4 protein-coding genes are annotated in these 4,657 nt (G+C 70.3%); all 4 read left to right on the top strand.

Features of this window, described 5'->3' with window-relative positions; translation table 11 throughout:
* Positions 1-122: 122 nt before the first annotated feature.
* Positions 123-1,661: a sugar ABC transporter ATP-binding protein gene (locus AB0M93_RS24475; protein ID WP_364276508.1), complete on the top strand. Its 1,539-nt coding sequence runs from the start codon at positions 123-125 to the stop codon at positions 1,659-1,661.
* A gap of 64 nt (positions 1,662-1,725) precedes the next feature.
* Positions 1,726-2,751 (top strand): ABC transporter permease, encoded by a 1,026-nt coding sequence (locus tag AB0M93_RS24480; protein ID WP_364276510.1) that lies wholly within the window; start codon positions 1,726-1,728, stop codon positions 2,749-2,751.
* 2 nt (positions 2,752-2,753) lie between these two features.
* Positions 2,754-3,401: an FCD domain-containing protein gene (locus AB0M93_RS24485; RefSeq protein ID WP_364276512.1), complete on the top strand. Its 648-nt coding sequence runs from the start codon at positions 2,754-2,756 to the stop codon at positions 3,399-3,401.
* Positions 3,402-3,481: 80 nt separating this feature from the next.
* The gene (locus AB0M93_RS24490) at positions 3,482-4,594 is read left to right on the top strand and encodes a glycoside hydrolase family 88 protein (RefSeq protein WP_364276514.1); all 1,113 of its coding nucleotides are present in this window, start codon (positions 3,482-3,484) and stop codon (positions 4,592-4,594) included.
* The last annotated feature ends 63 nt before the right edge of the window (positions 4,595-4,657 follow it).

Genomic DNA, 4,657 nt, shown 5'->3' on the forward strand with positions numbered 1-4,657 from the left:
ACCCCAACAAACCCAAAAACCCCCCCCCGGCCGCCCACACCCCCCCGCCCCCCCCCCCGCGTTGTGGGCAAGGCGAGTTCTAACTCGCCTTGCCACTCACGACCGCCGTACGGAAGGCCACCATGTCCAGCTCTCCACCCGCGCTCGCCGTCGAGGGCATCGGCAAGCGCTTCTCCGGGGTCATCGCCCTCGACGACGTCTCGCTGGAGTTCCGCTCCGGCGAAGTGCTCGCGCTGATGGGCGAGAACGGCGCCGGCAAGTCGACGCTGCTGCGCGTGCTGTCCGGCGACCAGGGCCCGGACGACGGCCGGCTGCTCCTGAACGGCACCGAGGTCACGTTCGACACCCCGCGCGCGGCGATGGCCGCCGGGGTGCGCGTGATCTACCAGGAACCCGAGATCATCCCGCACGTTTCGGTGGCGGAGAACGTCTTCGTCGGCGAACTCCCGGCGAAGGCCCGCGTGTTCAGCCGCCGCACGCTCACCAAGGCCACGCACGACGCCCTGGTCGAGTACGGCTTCGAAGGCGTCCTCAACCCGGCGACGCTGGGCGTGGCGCTTTCGGCCGCCCAGCGTCAGCTCGTCGAGATCCTGCGCGTGCTCACCGCGGCGACGCCGCCGAAGGTGATCGCCTTCGACGAACCGACGTCGTCGCTGTCGGAACACGAGGTGGAGGCGCTGTTCCGGCTGATCGGGCGGCTGCGCGACAGCGGCGTCGCGGTCGTCTACGTCTCCCACCGGATGAAGGAGATCTTCCAGCTCGCCGACCGCGTCGCCGTGCTGCGCGACGGCAAGCTCGTCGGCGTCCAGCAGGCCGCGGAGACCGACGAGCCGAGCCTGGTGCGGATGATGATCGGCCGCGACCTCTCGGCGCTCGAGCGCCGGACCACGCAGGACACCGGCGAGGTGGTGCTGGAGCTCGACGACGTCACCACCGACGACGTCACCGGCATCTCGCTGCAGGTCCGCGCGGGCGAGGTCGTCTGCCTGGCCGGACTCGTCGGCGCCGGCCGGTCCGAGCTGGCCCGCGCGATCGTCGGCGACCTGCCGATCCGGTCCGGGACCGTCACGCTCGACGGCAAGCGGCTGCGCGCGCACAACCCGGGTGACGCCGTGAAGGCCGGCATCGGCTTCGCGCCCGAAGAGCGCAAGACGGACGCGTTGCTGATGCAGCGATCCGTACGCGACAACGTCTCCATCGCCGTCCTCGACCGCCTTCGCCGCTTCCGCGTCGTGAAGCGGGCGAAGGAACGCGCGCTCGTCGAGGAGTACATCAACGAGCTTCGCGTGCGGACGCCGTCGATGGAGCAGGAAGTCCGCAAGCTCTCCGGCGGCAACCAGCAGAAGGCGGTCCTCGCGCGCTGGCTCGCGCGGCGGCCGAAGCTGCTGATCCTCGACGAACCGACGCGCGGGGTCGACGTCGGCGCGAAGGCCGAGATCTACCGGATCATCGACGGCCTCGCCGCGGAAGGCATCGCGCTGCTGGTCATCTCCTCCGACCTGCCCGAGGTGCTGACGCTGGCCGACCGCATCCTCGTGATGCGCGCCGGGCGGCTCGCGGGCGAGCTCGGCCGCGAGGAAGCGACCGAGGAAGCCGTGCTGACCCTCGCCATCCCCGAAACCGAACCAGCCGTGGAAGAAGCCCAGGAGATCGGCGCATGAGTGAGCCTGTGAACGAATCAAATGACACAGCTGTAGCCGCGCCGAGCGTCAGCGAGGCCGGCGCATGAGTACCCCCACCAAGGAAACGTCGGCCCCCGCCGCTCCGGCTCAGCCGAGCGCCGCGCGCCGGGTGCTGACCGGCATCGGCGTGCAGAACTCGAGCCTGATCATCACGCTGATCGCGCTGGTCATCCTGCTGAGCGTGCTGAACGAGAACTTCTTCCGCACCAACAACCTGCTGCTGATCGGCAGCGCCATCACCATCATGGGGCTGCTCGCCCTGGTCCAGACCCTGGTGATCATCCTGGGCGCGCTGGACATCTCGGTCGGTTCGATGGCCGGGCTCGCGTCGGTCATCTCCGCGATGGTGTTCACCTCGACCGGCAACGCCGAGGTCGGCATCCTCGCCGCGATCGGCATCGGCATCGTCTGCGGCCTGATCAACGGCATGATCATCATCTTCGGCCGGGTCAACCCGGTCGTCGCGACGCTGGCCATGCTCGCCACGTACAAGGGTGTCGCGCAGGTCATCTCGGACGGCAAGTCGCAGGGCTACACCGGCGGCGACGACCTGTTCATCTTCCTGGCCAAGGGGTCCGTGCTCGGGCTGCCGTCGCTGGTGTGGGTGTTCCTGATCGTCGCGGCGCTGCTGCACTTCCTGCTCAAGTACACCGACATCGGCCGCAACGTCTACGCCATCGGCGGCAACGACACCGCGGCGCGGCTGGCCGGCATCAACATCAACCGGTACATCATCGGCGTCTACGCGCTGGCCGGCGTGGTCGCCGCGGTCGCCGGCATCCTGATCACCGCGCGCACCGGCTCGGGCCAGCCGGTGTCCGGGTCCGAGGGCCTGGAGCTGCAGGCCGTCACCGGCGCCGCGCTCGGCGGGACGATGCTCAAGGGCGGCCGCGGGTCGATCATCTCGACCGTGCTCGCGGTGATCATCCTGGGCGTGCTCGACAACGGCATGTCCGGCCTCGGCATCAACCCGTTCTGGCAGAACGTCGCCCACGGCGCCCTGCTGGTGATCGCGGTCGTGCTGCAGCAGCTGCGCAGCGGGGAGCGCCGCGTCGGCCTGCCCGAGTAGCGGTGCGGAACCTCCACGCGCGCATCGTCGACGAACTGGGCCGGCTCATCGTCGAAGGCGTCCTCGGGGACGGGCAGCCGCTCGTCCCCGAGGAACTCGGCCGCCGGTTCTCCGCGTCCCGGACGGTGGTCCGCGAGGCGTTGCGGGTGCTGGAGTCCAAGGGCATGGTCACCGCGCGGCCGCGGGTCGGGACGTGGACGCTGCCGCCCGAGGCGTGGGACGCGATCGACCCGGACGTCATCGCCTGGCGCGTCGGCGGTCCCGACGGCCGCGCGCACCTGGGCGAGCTGCTGGAGATGCGGCTGGCCATCGAGCCGCAGGCGGCCCGGATGGCGGCACGCCACCGGCGTCCGGACGAGCTCTCGGCGATGGCGGCGGCCTACGCGCAGATGGCCGACGCGGTCGGGCGCGCCGACGGCGAGGCGTTCCGCGACGCCGATTCGCGGTTCCACGCGGCGCTGATCCGGGCGTCGGGGAACGCGCTGATCGCGCAGCTGCAGGTGCCCGTGGTCGCCGCGCTGAAGGCGCACAGCGAGCCGATGGAGCTGGAGGCGCATTCGCGGGTGCTGACGCTGGTGCTGGCGAAGAACGCCGACGGGGCCGAGTCCGCGTCCCGCCGGTTGCTGGAAACCGTTGCCCCGTACCGGTGATCGGTACCTTGACACGCCCAGCGGGAAGCGCTTCACTCGCTGGCGGATGACCGCCGCCATGACTTGAGGAGGACGCTTCCATGCGTTTCCCGGGAATTCGCGGTTTCGGCGTGCTCGCGGCCGCGGCGGTGGCGGGCAGTCTCCTGACGGCCCCGGTGGCGAGCGCGGCCACCTGCACCGTTTCGGACGAAATGGTGTCCGCGGGCAACTACTGGGTCGCCAACGGGACGAACCTCGACGCGCCGGACTGGCAGAACGCGACGTTCCACGTCGGCAATCTGGCCCTGGTCCGGACCACCGGGCAGTCCAACCACAAGACGTACCCGTGGGCGCAGGCCAACTCCTACCTGCTCCCGGACGATCCGAAGCGGCCGTTCTTCCCCGACAACCAGGCGGCCGGCGAGGCGTACCTGGACCTGTACACCTACTTCCACCCGGAGATCCCGCTCGACTCGATCCGCACGCGGATCCAGGCCGAAGTGGCGTCGGTGCAGGCGGGCCACCGCGACTACTGGAACTACGTCGACGCGCTGAACATGGCGATGCCGTCGTTCGCGCGGATGAGCCTGATCGACAAGAATTCGTCCTATTTGGACGCGATGCAGACGTTGTTCTCCTCGGCCGAGCACAAGCTGTTCAACGAGTTCACCGGCCTCTGGTACCGCGACGCGCGCTTCAAGGGCTCGGGGGTGTTCTGGTCCCGCGGCAACGGCTGGGCGCTGGCGGCGTTGACGAAGGTCCTGCAGGTGCTGCCGGCCGACGACCCGCGCCGGCCGGAGTACCTGCGCGTGTTCAAGAAGATGGCGGCCACGCTGGCTTTGTTCCAGCGACGTGACGGCTTCTGGAATTCGGACCTGCTCAACCCGTGGGACCACGGCGGCCCGGAGTCCAGCGGCACGGCGTTCTTCACGTTCGGCCTCGGCTGGGGCATCACCGCGGGCATCCTCGACCCGGCCCGGTACCGCCCGGTGGTCGACAAGGCGTGGACGGCGTTGTCGACGAAGGCGCTGCAGCCGAGCGGCCTGGTGGGCTACGTCCAGCCGGTGGGCGACCGCCCGGCCACGGCTCACGCGACCGACACGGCGGCGTACGGCGTGGGCGCGTTCCTGCTGGCGGGCCAGGAAGTGGCGAAACTCCAAGGCTGCTCGGCGGGGGGGGGGGGGGGGGTGGTGCGGGTGGTGCGGCACGCCTGAAGACTCGACCACAGCACCCCCCACCCAAACCGCCAGTCGCCGGAGCCCCCCGGCATGGTCTGG

This window comes from Amycolatopsis sp. NPDC051102 (genome assembly GCF_040682815.1).
In the GTDB taxonomy this organism is placed as follows: domain Bacteria; phylum Actinomycetota; class Actinomycetes; order Mycobacteriales; family Pseudonocardiaceae; genus Amycolatopsis.

Coding starts and splice junctions, on each gene's coding strand:
- AB0M93_RS24475 (WP_364276508.1), top strand. CDS start 123: ATGTCCAGCTCTCCACCCGCGCTCGCCGTCGAGGGCATCGGCAAGCGC.
- AB0M93_RS24480 (WP_364276510.1), top strand. CDS start 1,726: ATGAGTACCCCCACCAAGGAAACGTCGGCCCCCGCCGCTCCGGCTCAG.
- AB0M93_RS24490 (WP_364276514.1), top strand. CDS start 3,482: ATGCGTTTCCCGGGAATTCGCGGTTTCGGCGTGCTCGCGGCCGCGGCG.